The 15,891-nt window shown below is 62.4% G+C and carries 10 protein-coding genes and 1 tRNA gene; 4 read left to right on the top strand and 7 right to left on the bottom strand.

What is annotated here, in order from left to right:
• Positions 1–20: 20 nt before the first annotated feature.
• The 5 genes from ABVN19_RS21775 to ABVN19_RS21755 all read right to left on the bottom strand — a co-directional run bounded on the left by ABVN19_RS21775 (position 21) and on the right by ABVN19_RS21755 (position 8,961).
• On the bottom strand, positions 21–1,022 hold the full coding sequence (locus ABVN19_RS21775; RefSeq protein WP_105641840.1) for a hypothetical protein: 1,002 nt from the start codon (positions 1,020–1,022) through the stop codon (positions 21–23).
• Positions 1,023–1,026: 4 nt separating this feature from the next.
• On the bottom strand, positions 1,027–3,738 hold the full coding sequence (locus tag ABVN19_RS21770) for a virulence factor SrfC family protein (protein WP_028943823.1): 2,712 nt from the start codon (positions 3,736–3,738) through the stop codon (positions 1,027–1,029).
• Positions 3,735–6,815 carry a virulence factor SrfB gene (locus ABVN19_RS21765; protein WP_105641841.1) on the bottom strand — a complete coding sequence of 1,027 codons (3,081 nt, stop codon included), beginning with the start codon at positions 6,813–6,815 and terminating at the stop codon, positions 3,735–3,737. The genes ABVN19_RS21770 and ABVN19_RS21765 overlap by 4 nt, the downstream gene beginning before the upstream one ends.
• 17 nt (positions 6,816–6,832) lie before the next feature.
• Positions 6,833–8,299, bottom strand: coding sequence for an SrfA family protein (locus ABVN19_RS21760; protein WP_028943825.1), 1,467 nt, complete (start codon positions 8,297–8,299; stop codon positions 6,833–6,835).
• A gap of 305 nt (positions 8,300–8,604) precedes the next feature.
• Entirely contained in the window at positions 8,605–8,961 is a 357-nt protein-coding gene (locus ABVN19_RS21755; RefSeq protein ID WP_256585833.1) for a DUF3077 domain-containing protein, read from the bottom strand.
• 232 nt (positions 8,962–9,193) lie between these two features.
• Between ABVN19_RS21755 and ABVN19_RS21750 the strand changes: the two genes are divergently transcribed.
• Positions 9,194–10,105 (top strand): hypothetical protein, encoded by a 912-nt coding sequence (locus tag ABVN19_RS21750; protein ID WP_105641842.1) that lies wholly within the window; start codon positions 9,194–9,196, stop codon positions 10,103–10,105.
• Positions 10,106–10,172: 67 nt separating this feature from the next.
• Here the strand turns inward: ABVN19_RS21750 and ABVN19_RS21745 are convergent.
• Positions 10,173–10,249, bottom strand: a tRNA-Arg gene (locus ABVN19_RS21745).
• Between the two features lie 259 nt (positions 10,250–10,508).
• Between ABVN19_RS21745 and gabD the strand changes: the two genes are divergently transcribed.
• From gabD to ABVN19_RS21730, 3 genes are all read left to right on the top strand, one after another.
• Complete coding sequence (gabD, locus tag ABVN19_RS21740) at positions 10,509–11,951, top strand: NADP-dependent succinate-semialdehyde dehydrogenase (protein WP_028943827.1); 1,443 nt, start codon at positions 10,509–10,511, stop codon at positions 11,949–11,951.
• A 183-nt stretch (positions 11,952–12,134) separates the two neighbouring features.
• A complete protein-coding gene (gene gabT / locus ABVN19_RS21735) occupies positions 12,135–13,415 on the top strand; it encodes a 4-aminobutyrate--2-oxoglutarate transaminase (protein ID WP_105641843.1) in 1,281 nt (426 codons plus the stop codon).
• A 139-nt stretch (positions 13,416–13,554) separates the two neighbouring features.
• A complete protein-coding gene (locus ABVN19_RS21730) occupies positions 13,555–14,763 on the top strand; it encodes a response regulator (protein ID WP_105641844.1) in 1,209 nt (402 codons plus the stop codon).
• 130 nt (positions 14,764–14,893) lie between these two features.
• On the opposite strand, the gene ABVN19_RS21725 is transcribed toward ABVN19_RS21730, so the two are convergent.
• Entirely contained in the window at positions 14,894–15,883 is a 990-nt protein-coding gene (locus tag ABVN19_RS21725; RefSeq protein WP_028943830.1) for a sensor domain-containing diguanylate cyclase, read from the bottom strand.
• Positions 15,884–15,891: the final 8 nt, after the last annotated feature.

Here is a 15,891-nt window from a genome sequence, read left to right as displayed (position 1 = left end):
CAGGCCGCGCAGTGGCAGGCTCATGGCTTGAGCTCCTCGAAACGCTGCTTGGCCTCGGCATTGTTCGGGTCGAAGCCCAGGATGGTTTCATACCAGTATGCGGCGGTGGCGTTGTCGGGTGCCTTGAAGCACTCGCTTGGCTGGAAGTACTTGGGGTCGTACTCGCGGGCATAGGCACTGGCGATCTCGATATCGCCGCCTTGCGCACGGTTGGCGTACAAGCGCTGGGCTACCGCACAGTGGTTGTTGGCCTTGGCCAGGTTGATCACTTCCAGCAGGGCAGCGCTGCCTGGGGCCTTCTGGATACACGCCTGGACGAAGGCCAGCTCCGGTTGGTTCTGCATGCTGTCCAGCGTGCAGGGCTGCGCCTCGGGCGTCGGCGTCGGGGAAGGTGTCGGTACCGGAGGCTCATCGACCAGGGCGGGCTTTTTGAGGAACCACCAGAGGGCGGCCATAACGATCAGGGCCAGCAGGGGCAGCAGCCACACCAGGCGATTGATCTTTTTCGTCGCGACCGGGGCGGGCGCCTGCGGCGGTTCGGGCGCGGGCTCCGGCGTGGCGGGGGGTTCGACGATCGGCACAAGCGGCTCGGCCTTGACGACAGGTTCGGGTGCGCGCGTCGGCGCGGGAGCCGGCACAGGCTCGGGCGTTTTCACGCCGGTCCAGGCAATCGATGAAACCAGGGTTTTGTCCAGGCGCAGCATGGTTGCTTCACGCTGGTCCAGCGCCTGACTGTTCAGCTCGAAGCGGAAGTTGGCGCTGCCGCTGGCAGCCAGCAACGGGTCGATCAACTCGGGGCCCACCTGAACCTGAAGGGCACCGTCTACCTCGACCAGGCCCGACAGCGGGAAACCGTGGGCAATATTGCTCCACTGTTTTCCTGGTTGCAGGAAGTCGCGGGTCTGGCTGCTTTGCACCGAATACGCCAGACCTTCGCTGGCGTCTTCCCAGCCACTGATCCGTAACCACCCCTGCCCAGGGGTGTTTTCGTTCAACGGCAGCACATCAACTCTGATACCCATGCAATCAACTCGCTTCGAATGTGTTCAGCAAGACCGCCAGCTGGCGGCGTTGCTCGGTGGTAATTTCGGGGTCGGCGCCACTCTTGGCGTTTTCCTGGGTAAGCCAGGCCAGGCCCGATAACCAATCCACCTGGTAACGCTGTTCTTGATGGGAAGGCTGCTCGGACAGCATCGGCAACTCACCGGCTGGCACCGAGCGATAGAAGCTGAACACCGGCGCGGGCGTGCCCAACAGGCAATTGGGACGCTCGCTCTCGGGCTTGCCCAGCAGGCCGAACCAGGACAGGAAGTCGCGCATCGCCAACTGCACTGCCAGTACCTGGCGCTGCACCAGCTGCTCGCGGCGCACGCCGCCCTGGGCACGATGGGTCACGGCCTGGTCCAGTTCCGCCATGAAGGCCTTGCTGCGCACTGCGCTGATCAGTTCTTCGGTGAGGGCTTCGACCACTTCCTTTTTCTGGCGCAGGCGCTGCAACAGCAGCGGGCGCGTACCCAGGTCGCGCATGTGCTTGATCCAGGCCTTGAGCGCGGCGCGGGCAAAGCGCTGCTCGGCGGTCAGGCGCTGGGTCAGGGATTGTTTGGGCGCGGCCACAGGTTCGGCCTGGGGCGTGGCGAACAGGTTGCCGAAGTTGAGTGCCGGCGCCAGGTTGGCGGGCGCATTGAAGGCTGGCTCGGGTTCTGCCTCAGCTTCGGCGTCCAGCCCTTCGATGTTGTAGATGCCGCCCAGGTACAGGTCGCGCAGCTCTTCCACCGGCACTTGCAACGCGTGGATCAGCTCACCGATGGCATCGGGGTCGGCACCCAGGTTATTGAGCAGGAACTGGGTCTTCTGGCGTTTCTTGTCCAGCAGCTGTTCGAAGTCTTCTTCGCGCCACACATGCAGGCCGTGCTCCAGCAGGTCGGTACGGCACTGCTGCAGTTGCTCTTCGATGCGGGTCAGTTTGAAATCAATGTTGGCCACGCCCTTGAAGCTGTTGCTGAAGCGGGTGATGCCACCATCATTGAGACCGAGCATGGCCTGGAAAGCATCATGTGGCTCTTTCACATGGCGCAGCACCGACGGGTTGGTGGCAAAACACTGCTTCAGTTCGTCCAGGCGTGCGACATGCCGGGGAGTGAATTGGCCTTCGTCACCGCTGGTGACATCCAGGTCGACGAAGGCGGTGTCCTCGCGGCGTGGCTTGCGCACCAGGTAGGTGTTGTTGAACGGCGCGCCCGACCAGTCTTTCATCCATTCGAGGTTGCCGAAGCGCTCGACCATGGTCAGCTTGATCATGTTCTCGCAGCCTTCAGGCAGCGATGTTTTCTCGAGGCCCAGAGTGCTGCCGACGAAGGTATCGAGCATGGTCAGGGCCCATATCAGGCCGGGTTCGCGCGTGCTCCGCTCTTTGGGGGTCGCGCCTTGAGTGTTGTGAATCCAGCGGGTCAGCACCGGGCCGACGGTGACCACTTCGCTCTGCTTGTTGGTCGAGGTACACAGCACCAGGGCGTTCATCTGCTGCGAGTCGGTGTAGCGCTCGAACAGGTAGGCCACCTTGCCGCGCAGCAGCAGAGTCGCAATCGGGTTGATCTCTTCCACCGCGCTGGCGCTTGCGGCGTCTTCGATGCGCAGCAGCTTCTGGCGCGTGCGATAACCGGGGAAGTCGAGCAGGTCGACCTCCTTGACCACCGGGTCCTTGGGCTGGTTGCTCAGGCGGAAGGTCATCTCGACCGTCAACGCCGCCAACTGGGCGACGGTCAGGCCGGTACTGGCCTGCGGCTTGCCGTCGCGTACCGGCACTACGTTGACCGACACATCGCGGCCGGTACCCAGGCGTCCGAGGATGTCCACGTTCATGATGTTGTGGACCTGGACGTATTCGCCGTTGACGTCGTGGACCAACACACTCAATGGGGCGTACACGGTTTGCGGGAAGCCCATTTTCTGCAGGGCGCCCACCAGTTGTTCGTAGGTTTCGGTCAGCAGGTCCTGTTCGCCCCAAAGGATCGAGAACAGCTTGGCCCGTTGGCGATAGTTCAGGCGCGGGGCCAGTTTCATCACCCGCGGCCAGTAGGTGTCGGCAAGCTTGCGCACCGATTTTTCGTAGTTGCCCTTGAGGTAGTCCCACAAGGCGACCACGTCATCGGCGGTGACGCCGGGCTGCAGGTTTTCTGCCTCGCGGCCTTCGAACGCCTTGAGCGCCGACTGGATACGTTCTTCGGTGAACTCGTAGTCGAGCCGTTCCTGGTCGAAGTCTTCGAACCAGGTATTGGCGAGGACCTTCGCCACTTCGATTTCGCTGAACAGCTTCAGCTCCACCGGGTTGTTGGCGTCGGGGCTCGGTTGTGCCCAGCGGGTGAAGCGGGTCACCACGCCGGTGGCTTCTTTGCCCAGGCCCGTCGGGTTGACGTGCTTGAGGAAGTCGAAGGGCTTGCCACCGAAATCGGTTTCCAGGCTGCCGCTGCTATCGGCGGCCAGCGAAGAAATCAGGTACGACTTGCCCGCCTGGGACAGGCCGAAAAAGCCGATCACCATCGGCGTTGCCGCGGCCTGCTGCAGATCCCGGGCACGGTTGCGGGCCCGGTGCAGGCGCAGGTTAAGGCCATCGGCCTCGGCCTCGACACTGGCGGCGTTGCCACGTACCTGGTCAATCCACGCCAGCGCCTCTTCCGCGCCTTTGTGAACGGCGCCCCAAGCGCCCATCAGTTGTTGCTGCTTCGGCGTTAGATTGCTCATTTTCCTTTGACGTTCCCGCTGTCGAGCCAATAGTCACTGCCACTCAGGTTGCTGTTAGGCATGGTGTTGAGTGAGAGCTCAAGATCCCGTTCGAAGTCGAAATCGGCATCCTGGATGTTCGATTTCAGGTCAGAAATCACCAGCTTGTCGCTGATCAGTCCTTGCTCAAGCAGCAGGTCCGACGGCTCCTCGACGGCCAGGCGAATGCGCAGCACCGGTACTTCGCCACCCTTGCCGAGCGCCTGGGAGAAGTTGCGACTGCCGCGAGGCGTGAAACGCAAGGTGTAGAGGGGCGATGCCGACCAGCGTTCGGCGGCCAGTTGCCGGTAACCCAGGTGCATGTCGCCACGCATTTCCAGCCACGGCGTACCGCGTTCATCGCCTTCACCGACGATAGGCAGTGTGATGCGGCCCTTGTCGGACGTCAGGTTGTGATAGAGCACGTCGGCATGTTTGATGGTGCCGGCGTTGTCAATCTGGCCGAAGTGGCGGATGGTCGAGTACGGCTTGAGGGCGGCAGTGCGGAAGTAGAAATTCGGCACGCTGTGCTTGGCGCACAACAGGCAGATCATCGCCCCGACCGATGCCGTGCTTTTCGGATCGTCGATCAGGCCATTCTTGTGGAACGGGTACCAGCCACCGGTGCGGTAGTTCTGCAACGGCAGAATTCGCCCTGGCGGCAAGGGCAGACGCTGGCGAATGAACGCCTGGATGCCCGGCAAGCGTGATGGCCGCCCGGTCAGCAGCAACACGTCACAGCTGTAGTGGGAGATGACTTCGCACAGCTCGCTGAGCACTTTGGTGATATTGATCTGCCCGCCGATAAAGGCGTCGTGGACCTTTTCGAGGTCCAGGGCCAGCGGCGTGTTCAGCAGGTCGAGGGTGCCGTCGCGACCGACTTCACGGCGCACGGCAGCATTGACGAACTCCAGCACGCTGTCGCTGACGACGGCATCGCCCAGCAGCTGTTGCCAGCTCTGCTCGACCACCGGCAGCGGGGTTTCAGGGTCGTAGTGCTCGTAGGCCTTGAGCAGGGCCAGGCCCAGCGGCACGAACACCTGCAGGTTGAGCTGCTGGCGCAGCACGCGCTCCTGGGCGCTGGCCTCGCCGTTGCCGCACAAGCGCGACATCAGGGCATCCGGGGCATACACACCGGCTTGCTGCAGGGCGCGACTGAACGACGGCAGGATGAATGCCTGGATCACATCCAGGAGGATGTCGTCGCCGGCAATCTTGAAGCCATCGCGAAAGCGTTGCTCCGGGACGATATGCACGTTGGCGCCATTGCCGCCGTTGTTGCCACGGTCCAGGCGGTAATCGGTAATCACCAGGTCCGTGGTGCCGCCACCGATGTCGATGGTCGCCAGGGTGACCTGTTCGGCCTCGGTCTTGTCCGGGCGTGCGAGGGTTTCAAAGAACTCTTCCGGGTGGCCGGCGAAGTTCTCGATCACTTCGTTGTACAGGTACACCAACTGGCCGCAGCTGGCCTCATCCCATTCCACGCGGATGCTCGGCAGCGGTGTGCGCGGGGTAACGGTTCTGTCTTTGAACGGGTTGCTTTCACCTTCGTGCCAACCGAGGCTTTTCCACACCAGGCCCACCGCTTCGAACATGCGGTTGCTGAGGATGCTGCGCTCGGCCTGAGGCATGCCTGGCGGCACGGTCAGGGTGATGCTGTTGAGCAACCGCGGCACCCGGGCGTGGCCCTGGCGCGAACGCTGTGCCGGGCTGTTGATCTGCGACAGTGCCTGGGTCACCACTTCAGCGAGCATGAAGGTCATCAGGTTGCTGCGCGAGTAGTGCGGGGTAAACACCGGCATGTCGTTCTTCGGCGGCAGGTACAAGGCCTGGCCGAGGTCGTTGATCAGGTGCGAGAACGGCGCGGCAGTCGCCAACGGTTCCTTGTCGGTCTTCACGTAGGAGGCGTTGAAGCGCCAGCCGTGGCCGTAGGCTTTCTCGTCCCACAGGTAGCGTTTCGGGCTGGACAGGCCGGTGGAACCCTCGGTGCCGCGGCGACGACTGGCCAGGCGCCCGGCTTCACCGCCGACGCGGGCGATGGTCGGCCACTGGAAGGCGTTGTGACGGCCGCTCTTGATCGAGCAATGGTCTTTGCCGAAGTAGGCCTGGGCGAACTCGACACGGCTTTCAAAGGCCGTGTTGTAGATGTGTTGCGGCTCGCACAGGTCGCGCAGCTCCAACACATAGTTGTTCTGCATGCCGGAGCCGGCCTGGCCATGATCTTCGATCAGGATGCCGCAGGTGCGCGAGTTGCCGACGTCCAGCACCAGGTCGACAGGGATCGGGCGGACAACGCCCTGGGCGTCGTTGGCCACGACCTTGATTTCCGGAATCTCGACCTTTGGCTTCTCGCTGCTTTGCTCGGCGGGCACAGGACGGCGCAACAGGCTCAACAGGTTGAGGTAATGGCCCAGGTGGCGATTACCTTGCAGGTCTCGGTCCAGACGTTCGCGGGTCCAGTCGGCACGGGCTTCGGTGTAGAGCTCGGTCAACCATTCGCGAATCCAGCTCTGGGTCAGGAACCAGCCGTATTCACGGGCGCTGCAGGCAATCTTGAAAGCCACGCCGGAGCGCACGTCTTCCTCGTTAGGGGCGAGGTACGCGGCGCCGTTGAGCGTCGGCAGGATGCGACTGTCGAAGGCCAGGGTCAGGCGATGCGTGTTGCCGTCGATATCTGGCTCGGGCAACTTCACCAGGCGCATCCGCGCCCAGTTGTTCGGGCCCTCGTCGAAGCGATAGGGCGGCATGAAACGCAGGAAGGGAATCGGCAGCCAGACACCGTCGAACAGCTTCAGGCTTTCTTCCATGCTCAGGCGGAAATGGGTGTCTTCGCTGGAGTCGAACTCCACCTGAACCACCTTTTCCGGCTCCGGTTCGTAGAAGTCCTTGTACTCCTTGGACCACAGCAGACGGGTCGGGACCATGCCGTTGTTGAGCTGCACGAACTTGCCGGCCTGCTCGCCATCGGGGCCCAGGTGCAGGGCGAAATCCATGAACTGGATGCCGGTGTCACTGACCAGCGTGACCGTTTCTTCGAACTGGGTGATTTCAGGCAACATCGTCTGCGTTTCTCGTGTTATTGGCCGGCTGGTTTCATCAGCATGTCGAAGTCTTTGGCACCGTAGTTGCCGGTACAGTCGGCGACACTTTGAGCGCCTGGTTTGCAATTCACTTGGGGAAGTTCATAGCTGCTGCCATCGGCGCACGCCGCCTGGCCAGCGCTATTGATCGACAGCGTGCCAGCGCTCATTGAGGCGGCCACCGGGGCATTGCAGCGCACGCCATCGGAGCGGCTGACGGTGGCCTGGCCCTTGCCATTCTGGAAGTCGTACTTCAGGCGCAGGGGCTTGCCGGTGCCGACCTCCTGGATGCCGGCACCGTTGTAGTTGCCGTTGAGAAAGTCCGCCGCGCCGTCGCCTGCCTCGGGCGGAATGGTCAACTGGGGCGCCTGCGCTTGCGCTTCTGGTGGCAGCTCGGGCGGTGCCGGAGGCTGTTTTGCCTGCCCCTCTGCAGGAGGTGCTTCGACCGCTGGTTGCGGCGTGCCGGCTTCTGGGGCATTGGCCTCGGGTACGCCGGGCGGATTGTTTGCGGCAGGTTCCTGCGATGGCGGCATACCGGCTTCGGGGGCGCCAGCGGAGGGGGGCTGCGTGCCGGATGCTGTGGACCCCGCAGGCAACACCGCAGCAGTCCCTGTGCCCGTGCCTGGCGCTTGGCCGGTCAATGACAAACCATTGCCGGGCTGGACACCTGGCACGGTGACGCTGTTGCCGGTGTGCCCGTTCTGCCCGGGGATGTCGATATTTGCCGGGGCGTTCAGGCCGCCCAGGCCAAGGCCTGGCCAGCAGCCGCGCAGACCGAACAGCAGCAGGGCCAGCAATGGCAACAGCAGCAACCACCACATCCAGCGGCGCCACCAGGGGCGCCTGGCAACGTCGGCGATCACCGGTGCTGCTGCAGGCGGTGGCGGCGCGATGGGGGTTACCGGCGCCGGGGCGACAGGCTCGGCCACTTTCGCGGTGCTGGGGTAGAGGCAGTGCAGGGGCTGGCGGCTGCGTTCGGCGCCGGCGTGGATAAAGCCCCAGAAGGTCAGTACCGGCTTGCCATCGACCAGGTAGACAAAGTTTTCGTCAGGGAAGGGCACCACGCAGGTCAGCAACTTGCCGAACACCGTGCGGTCGCCCTGGGCGCCGGGCTTGGTGCCTGGCAGGGGCTGGCCATTGGCATCGAGGCCGAGCAGTTCGTTGCTCAGCTCGTTGATCTTGTGTTGCAGCACCTCCAGTTGCGCGCGTGCAGGGGCGCGTTCCTCTTCGGTGGCACTGCTCCAGGGAATCACGTCGCCGGGGCGGTCGCTGTACCAGTCGATGGTACTGCCGCGTTCGTCCGACTGCGGAATGGCAAGGTGTTCCACCAGTTCGGGGTGGTCGGGATTTTTGCGCCGAATGGCTTCGCGCAGCTGCAAGGCGGCCCGGTAGACCGGCTGGCCGGTTTCGCCCAGCGCAGTAAACGACTCACTTTTACCGCTGCGTAGCAGTACTCCGCGCATCCTTGCTCTACCTTCTAGCTCTTCCAATAAGCTCGGACGCGTCATAAAGGAGGCGCCAGAAATGTTGAGCAACACTAACGGCATGCGCAGAGGGCGTCAATTCAAATGGATGGCAATTTGCTATTGGATGGCAGGGTAGCCCTCGAATGCGCTGAAACCGGTGTTTTCGAGGGGCCATTCTGCGCACATTACGACCGCTACGCGGCCGATCGCAAGCTGCCGCCAGCGGCTACACCGTTTGTAGCCGCTGCCGAGGAACGAGGCGGCGATCGACTGCGCAGCAGTCGCCAAAAGGCAGGAGTCAGTCAGCGGTCTTCTATGCCATCGAGCAATGCGTCCACCAGCCCCTTGGTCATTTCCACCGAATGCAGGGTGGACCAGAGGAAGCCTTTGTGGGCCGGGTCGATGTTGTCGAAGGCTTTGTCGCCGGTGTCGTAGGCGCAGCGCAGATATAAAGAAGCATGCACCAGGGCGTCGTGGGCAGCGATGCCGGAGCAGACCGCGAACAGGGGAGAGTGACCGGCCTGGCAGTTGCCGACGACGGTGTGGGCGGTGGTGGAGGATTGGTCTAGCGGTGCGGAACCCCAAAACCCGGCAGGCTCGAAAGCCTCCCGCCCACAGCCGCCATTGACTGCGTTGGGAATTCCACTGCGGGTTATCACACCCGATCACCGAGTTTTCGGTGACGGGGAGCGGAGCCTAGAGGCACTAATTCCCGGGGACAATCAGACGGCATTCGACAAGCGAGGCAGGTTATTTCCTAGGACGTATGAACAGTCAGTCCATTCGGGTGTTCGAAATAAAATCTGACATTCATGCTTCAGTCAGCAGGTAGACTGATGGCGCACTGCCATGCGCGGCGTGTTCATAGAAGAAGCGTTGAGAGGATAGAGAATGAGTCTCTGGGATGACCTGAAAAAGAAAGCCGTCGACGCCAACCCCGAACTGGCTGCCAAGGCGGCCCAGGCACTGACCAAGGCCAAGGAGCTGGCAGTCGAGGCTGGCCAGAAGGCGGCGCCTGTGCTCAAGGAAGCGACCGAGAAGGCCGCCGCCTATGCCAATGAAAAGACCCCGATCCTCAAGGCCCAGGCGCTCAAGGCCATCGATGACGCCAAGGTGCGACGCGCCGAGCTCAAGGAGCGCGCCAAGCACGACAAGGCCGCCCGCGACGAAATGATCCGTACCATGTACGACATCAGCCTGTCAGCCGAAGACCCCTACTTCATCGACGAGCCGTTCAACCACTACGACCGCCAGCTGTGTTTCTTCGTCGTCAGCGGCCAGGTGCTCGACACCCAGAAGCGCAACCAGACGCACATGAGTGCCAGCCACTCGCACCATTCCGGTGGCGGCTACATGGTCAACGGCTATGGCTCGGTTGGCGGCAGCTCGTCGTCGATGCATGTCAGCACCCACCACGTGCAGGAGCACGAGTTCTGGGTTCGCCTGGACGACGGCAAGGAGGCTTGCTTCCAGTTCAACAACAGCAACGTGCGCATCCGTGAAGGGCAGTACGTCAGCATGCTGTTTGCACGCCCCTCCGACAGCAACAACGGCAGGATGGTCGCGCTCTACAACCACAACGCCGAAGCCAATTACAACGTGGCCTCGGCGGCCGAAATCAACCAGATGTTCAACCTGTATACGGTGGAGCCTGGGTTGTTCAACAAGACCGAGGTGACCACCACCCGCAAGCGGCTGCTGACGGAGCTGGAGCGTCGCCTGGGTCAGTTGGCGAAGTACTCGGCGCTGCATGGCAAGCCGCCGGTGCAAGGACAGTTGGTCGAGGGCGAGCCCCAGGCCTGACGGGGCGGTGCGCGTCAGGCACAAAAAAGGGCCCAGGTTTTCACCTGGGCCCTTTTTCATCTATATATGGCGCACTCGGCGGGATTCGAACCCACGACCCCTGCCTTCGGAGGGCAGTACTCTATCCAGCTGAGCTACGAGTGCAACGCGGGCGCCATGATACCCATCTAGACTAGCGGCGTCCATCTTCAGAAGCCGTGTAGTCGATTTCGCACACACAGCGGTCTATAGATGTCGTTGATCCGAAAAAAGTCGTCGAACAGCGCTTTTTGTTCTTTTTTTCGAACACCCTATTGTCCTTTCTGTTCGTTGATCCTAGGATTCGTTTGAGATTTCAAACGCTCTCCTTTTTCTACAATCAATAATTCGCCCGTGCCAGCACGGTGCCGTTAAGGAAGCCGACATGCAGCTTAAAGACGCTCAGTTGTTCCGCCAGCAAGCCTTCATCGATGGCGTGTGGTTGGACGCGGACAACGGTCAGACCATCAAGGTCAACAACCCGGCCACCGGCGAGATCATCGGCACTGTGCCGAAGATGGGCGCGGCCGAAACCCGCCGTGCCATCGAGGCCGCCGACAAGGCGCTGCCGGCCTGGCGCGCACTGACCGCCAAAGAGCGTGCTGGCAAGCTGCGTCGTTGGTTCGAATTGATGATCGAGCACCAGGACGACCTGGCCCGCCTGATGACCACCGAGCAAGGCAAGCCACTGGCCGAAGCCAAGGGCGAGATCGCCTATGCCGCCTCGTTCATCGAGTGGTTCGCTGAAGAAGCCAAGCGCGTCTATGGCGACACCATTCCTGGTCACCAGCCCGACAAGCGCCTGATCGTTATCAAGCAGCCAATCGGTGTGACCGCCGCGATCACTCCGTGGAACTTCCCGGCTGCGATGATCACCCGTAAAGCCGGCCCAGCCCTGGCCGCTGGCTGCACCATGGTGCTCAAGCCTGCTTCGCAAACCCCGTATTCCGCCCTGGCCCTGGTCGAGCTGGCACACCGCGCCGGCATCCCGGCTGGCGTGCTGAGCGTGGTGACCGGCAGCGCCGGCGACATCGGCAGCGAGCTGACCGGCAACCCGATCGTGCGCAAGCTGTCGTTCACCGGTTCGACCGAGATCGGTCGCCAGCTGATGGCCGAATGCGCCAAGGACATCAAGAAGGTTTCCCTGGAGCTGGGTGGCAACGCCCCCTTCATCGTGTTCGACGACGCTGACCTGGACAAGGCCGTCGAAGGCGCGATCATTTCCAAGTACCGCAACAACGGCCAGACCTGCGTCTGCGCCAACCGCATCTACGTGCAGGACGCCGTTTACGACGCCTTCGCCGAGAAGCTCAAGGCCGCTGTGGCCAAGCTGAAGATCGGTAACGGTCTGGAAGATGGCACCACCACCGGCCCGCTGATCGACGAGAAAGCGGTTGCCAAGGTTCAGGAGCACATTGCTGACGCCGTCGGCAAAGGCGCTCAGGTACTGACCGGTGGCAAGCTCATCGAAGGCAACTTCTTCGAGCCGACCGTACTGGTCAACGTGCCGAAGAACGCTGCCGTGGCCAAGGAAGAAACCTTCGGCCCGCTGGCTCCACTGTTCCGTTTCAAGGACGAGGCAGAAGTCATTGCCATGTCCAACGATACCGAGTTTGGTCTGGCCTCGTACTTCTATGCCCGCGACATGAGCCGTGTGTTCCGTGTTGCCGAAGCGCTGGAGTACGGCATGGTCGGTATCAACACCGGTCTGATCTCCAACGAAGTCGCGCCGTTCGGCGGTATCAAGGCCTCGGGCCTGGGCCGCGAAGGTTCCAAGTACGGCATCGAAGACTACCTGGAAATCAAATACCTGTGCATCAGCGTCTGATCGCAGCGTAAGGCTTTACCTCTGCCAGCGGGGCGCGAGAGCGACGTCTCGCTGGCCTTTTTACACCGTACATCCAGTGGCCTGGGCCCCTGCAGCAGTCGATCAACGCATGCTGCCCGCAGTTGAATACCGGCCACTTAGACTTGAATCGCGCCACCCTGTGCGTGGCGAATTGAGGACACTATGAGCAAGACCAACGAATCTTTGATGCAACGTCGTGTCGCCGCTGTTCCACGCGGTGTTGGCCAGATCCACCCGATCTTCGCCGAGTCGGCAAAAAACGCCACCGTCACTGACGTCGAAGGCCGTGAGTTCATCGACTTCGCCGGCGGTATCGCGGTACTGAACACCGGTCACGTGCACCCGAAGATCATCGCTGCCGTTGAAGCCCAACTGCACAAGCTGACCCACACCTGCTTCCAGGTACTGGCCTACGAGCCTTACGTTGAGCTGTGCGAAAAGATCAACGCCAAGGTTCCAGGCGACTTCGCCAAGAAAACCCTGCTGGTCACCACCGGTTCCGAAGCCGTTGAGAACGCCATCAAGATCGCCCGCGCCGCCACTGGCCGTGCCGGTGTGATCGCCTTCACCGGCGCCTACCACGGTCGTACCATGATGACCCTGGGCCTGACCGGTAAAGTCGTGCCTTACTCGGCCGGCATGGGCCTGATGCCAGGCGGCATCTTCCGCGCCATCTACCCGAACGAGCTGCACGGTGTGAGCGTCGACGATTCGATCGCCTCCATCGAGCGCATCTTCAAGAACGACGCCGAAGCCCGTGACATCGCGGCAATCATCCTCGAGCCAGTTCAGGGCGAAGGTGGTTTCTACGTTGCACCTAAAGAGTTCATGAAGCGTCTGCGTGCCCTGTGCGACCAGCACGGCATCCTGCTGATCGCCGACGAAGTACAGACTGGTGCAGGCCGTACCGGCACCTTCTTCGCCATGGAACAAATGGGTGTTGCTCCAGACCTGACCACCTTCGCCAAGTCCATCGCTGGCGGCTTCCCGCTGGCCGGTGTGTGCGGCAAGGCCGAGTACATGGACGCCATCGCTCCAGGTGGCCTGGGCGGCACCTACGCCGGTAGCCCGATCGCTTGCGCCGCGGCCCTGGCCGTGATGGAAGTGTTCGAAGAAGAAAAACTGCTGGACCGCAGCAAGGCTGTTGGCGAGCGCCTGGTCGCTGGCCTGCGCAAGATCCAGGACAAGCACCCGATCATCGGTGACGTGCGTGCCCTGGGCTCGATGATCGCTGTTGAAGTCTTCGACAAAGCCGGTTCCCACACCCCGAACGCTGCTGCAGTCGCCTCGGTTGTGGCCAAGGCGCGTGACAAGGGCCTGATCCTGCTGTCGTGCGGCACCTACGGCAACGTCCTGCGGATCCTGGTTCCGCTGACCTCGCTTGATGAGCAACTGGACCAAGGTCTGGCAATCATCGAAGAGTGCTTCGCAGAACTCGCGTAAACTGTGACGTACTAGAAGAAAACCCGCTTCGGCGGGTTTTTTTTCGCCCAAAGGAATGCCAGGGGGCTAAGGTTCCCAGTAAGGAGACACCCAGGAAGGTGCACTGGATTGCGTGTAGAGAATTATCGGAGAGTCGAGTATGAGCATTGCCAACCCACCCAAGGCGCCCTGTGTGCTGATTGCCGAAGGCGACCCCTGGGTGCGTGACATGCTGAGCCAGATGCTCTTGAGTGTGCGTTGCGATGCGCGCTTGCAGGTATGCGCCGATGGCTCGCAGGCACTGGCGGCGTTGTCGTGCCAGCCGGATCTGATCATTGCTGCCCGCGAGCTGCCCGGTGGCGACGGCCTGGACCTGCTGCGCAATGTGCGGGCCAAGGGACGCCAGCCGGCGTTGCCATTCATTCTGATGAGCAACCGCAGCGACAGTGCCAGCGTTCGCGAGGCCTTGCCGTTCGCGCCTACGGCGTACCTGAGCAAGCCCTTGAACATGGACTCTTTGCGTCATCGCCTGAAAGACCTGCTGGTCAAGGTGGGTGAAGAGATCGCCTGTCCGGTGGTGCCGCTGCAACCGGGCATGACCTTGCCGCGCTTTCTTGAGGGACGCCGCGCCACCGCCGATGGCGGCCCGCTGTTGGCGGATGTGCAACAGGCGATCAAGCGCAGCCTCAACCCCCAGGGGCTCAACCTCAAGACGCTGGAAGGAGAGATCCGCAACGATCCACAGATCACCGCGGTGCTGATCGCCGCGGCCAACAGCGCTGCGCTGCACCGTGACGGCGCCGTGCAGACCCTACTGCAGGCGCTGAACAAGCTGGGGACCACCCAGAGCATGAACCTGATCCTTGGCCTTGCCTTGAAACGCAGCGCCAGGCTCAGCGACCCGTTGCTGTCGCGTCATGCCGAGCACTTCTGGGCGTTGTCGCTGCATGCTGCCGAATTCGCCCGGACGCTGGCGCGGATGCTCGAACTGGATCAGGAGCGCTGTTATTGCGCCGGCTTGCTGCATTGCCTGGGGGACCTGGCGCTGCTGCGCTGCCTGCAGGAGTGGCGCCTGGCCGGTGGTGAGCTGGACGAGGATGCCATCGAGTTGTCGCTGAACGAGTTCGCTGCTGCCTTTGGTTCGGCCTTGCGTACCCGCTGGCGCTTGCCGCTGGAGCTGCGTGAACTGATTGCGGCGATCTATCAGCTGGGTGGCGGGGTGTATTCGCGGGAGGCGCTGGTGATGAACCTGGCCGGGCAGCTGGCGCGGTTGCCAGCGGACCACGGGCTGGAGGCGTTGGCCGAGAGCAAGACGGCTCGCTTGCTCAAAGTGGGCATGGCCGAGTTGGGCCGCCTGCGCAAAGTCTGACGATTGTGCAGCAACTGTCGTGGGAGCGGGCATGCCCCACGATGGGTATTCCAGGCTGTGCATATTGGGTGGCTGGACGGGCCTCTCGCCGGGCAGGTCGAGACGTTGCACCGCCGCTCCCACAGGTTTTTCAGCCGCTTACGATCTGGTTCTTGCCCTGGCGCTTGGCCTGGTACATCGCCGCATCTGCGCGGGCGAACAGGCTGTCTAGGCTTTCGTCTGCGTCGGTGATGCCGGTCAGTCCCTGGCTCACGGTCACGCCGAACGTCTGGTGTTCATGGCTGAAGCTGAGCCGCTGTATCTCCCGCTGCAAGCGCTCGGCAATCTGCTGGGCAATCTGCGGGGTACAGCCTGGGAACACCGCCGCAAACTCCTCGCCACCGATACGCCCGAACAGGTCGCCGCGGCGTAGTACCGCCTTGCCGGTGTCGGCGATGCGCTGCAGCACGTAGTCGCCTTCCTGGTGGCCGTAGGTGTCGTTGATCTGCTTGAAGTCATCGATATCCAGCAGCAGGAAGGTCAGGGGCGCCTGGTCCAGGCGGGCTGTTGCAAAGGCGTGGTGGGCGCAGTCGAAGAAGTGCCGGCGGTTGCTGCTCTGGGTCAGCGCATCGGTGGTGGCCAGGCGCTGCAGCTCTCCTTCGAGCTGCTTTTTTTCGGTGATGTCTTCGGCCATGCCGACAATGATCACCCGCTGGTTGTTGTCGGTCTGCTGGTTGATAAAGCATTTGTCGCTGAGCCAGCGGATTTTCCCGTCGGCAGCGATGATGCGGTATTCGCGGTCTTCCACGGCGCCCTTCACCAGGACCTCGGCCAGGCTGCGCTCGGCGTAGTCGAGGTCGTCGGGGTAGATGCTGTCACGCCATTCGTTGAAGTCGGCCAGCAACAGGCCAGCGGGGCGACCGAAAATGCGTTCATAGGCCGGGCTCACATAGAGCACCTGGCGCGATTCCCAGTCAAAGGCCCAGAGCACGGCATTGACGCTGTCGAGCAGCGAGCTGAACAGTTGCTCTCGTTCACTCAGGCGTGCGACTTCGCCTTGGGCATGCATCAGTGCCAGCAGGGTCTGGGCGGCTTCGGGGAGCAGATTGTAGGGTTGGGACGACGGTTTTTTGTTGACCATGAGCGCGC

This window comes from Pseudomonas vranovensis, assembly GCF_040438935.1.
Classification (GTDB): Bacteria; Pseudomonadota; Gammaproteobacteria; order Pseudomonadales; family Pseudomonadaceae; genus Aquipseudomonas; species Aquipseudomonas vranovensis.
Note: the sequence above shows the minus strand (reverse complement) of the source record. Positions and strands in the feature narration are given on the sequence as shown.

Bases quoted from the DNA above. Each gene is read 5' to 3' on its own strand.
- ABVN19_RS21775 (WP_105641840.1), bottom strand. From the start codon at position 1,022: ATGGGTATCAGAGTTGATGTGCTGCCGTTGAACGAAAACACCCCTGGG.
- ABVN19_RS21730 (WP_105641844.1), top strand. From the start codon at position 13,555: ATGAGCATTGCCAACCCACCCAAGGCGCCCTGTGTGCTGATTGCCGAA.
- ABVN19_RS21750 (WP_105641842.1), top strand. From the start codon at position 9,194: ATGAGTCTCTGGGATGACCTGAAAAAGAAAGCCGTCGACGCCAACCCC.
- ABVN19_RS21725 (WP_028943830.1), bottom strand. From the start codon at position 15,883: ATGGTCAACAAAAAACCGTCGTCCCAACCCTACAATCTGCTCCCCGAA.
- ABVN19_RS21765 (WP_105641841.1), bottom strand. From the start codon at position 6,815: ATGTTGCCTGAAATCACCCAGTTCGAAGAAACGGTCACGCTGGTCAGT.
- ABVN19_RS21770 (WP_028943823.1), bottom strand. From the start codon at position 3,738: ATGAGCAATCTAACGCCGAAGCAGCAACAACTGATGGGCGCTTGGGGC.
- gabT (WP_105641843.1), top strand. From the start codon at position 12,135: ATGAGCAAGACCAACGAATCTTTGATGCAACGTCGTGTCGCCGCTGTT.
- ABVN19_RS21760 (WP_028943825.1), bottom strand. From the start codon at position 8,299: ATGCGCGGAGTACTGCTACGCAGCGGTAAAAGTGAGTCGTTTACTGCG.
- gabD (WP_028943827.1), top strand. From the start codon at position 10,509: ATGCAGCTTAAAGACGCTCAGTTGTTCCGCCAGCAAGCCTTCATCGAT.